Source organism: Bacillus benzoevorans (genome assembly GCF_014207535.1).
Lineage (GTDB): Bacteria > Bacillota > Bacilli > Bacillales > Cytobacillaceae > Bacillus_BD > Bacillus_BD benzoevorans.
Genome location: NZ_JACHGK010000018.1, coordinates 62885 through 63334, shown reverse-complemented (window position 1 = coordinate 63334; position 450 = coordinate 62885).

Sequence of the window (450 nt, the reverse complement as noted above, 5' to 3'; positions counted from 1 at the left end):
TCCGCTGCTTTTTCTCCCGCCGACGGGCTCTATCAGCCCTTTATAGTGACCGTCAGCTGCTTTTTCTCCCGCTGTCGGGCTCTATCAGCCCCTCATAGTGACCGTCCGCTGCTTTTTCCCCCGCTGTCGGGCTCTATCAGCCCCTCATAGTGACCGTCCTCTGCTTTTTCCCCCGCTGACGGGCTCTATCAGCCCCCCATAGTGACCGTCCGATGCTTTTTCTCCCGCCGACGGGCTCTATCAGCCCTTTATAGTGACCGTCCGTTGCTTTTTCTCCCGCTGACGGGCTCTATCAGCCCTTCATAGTGACCGTCCGTTGCTTTTTCTCCCGCTGACGGGCTCTATCAGCCCCCCATAGTGACCGTCCGATGCTTTTTCCCCCGCTGACGGGCTCTATCAGCCTCTCATAGTGACCGTCCGATGCTTTTTCCCCCGCTGACGGGCTCTATC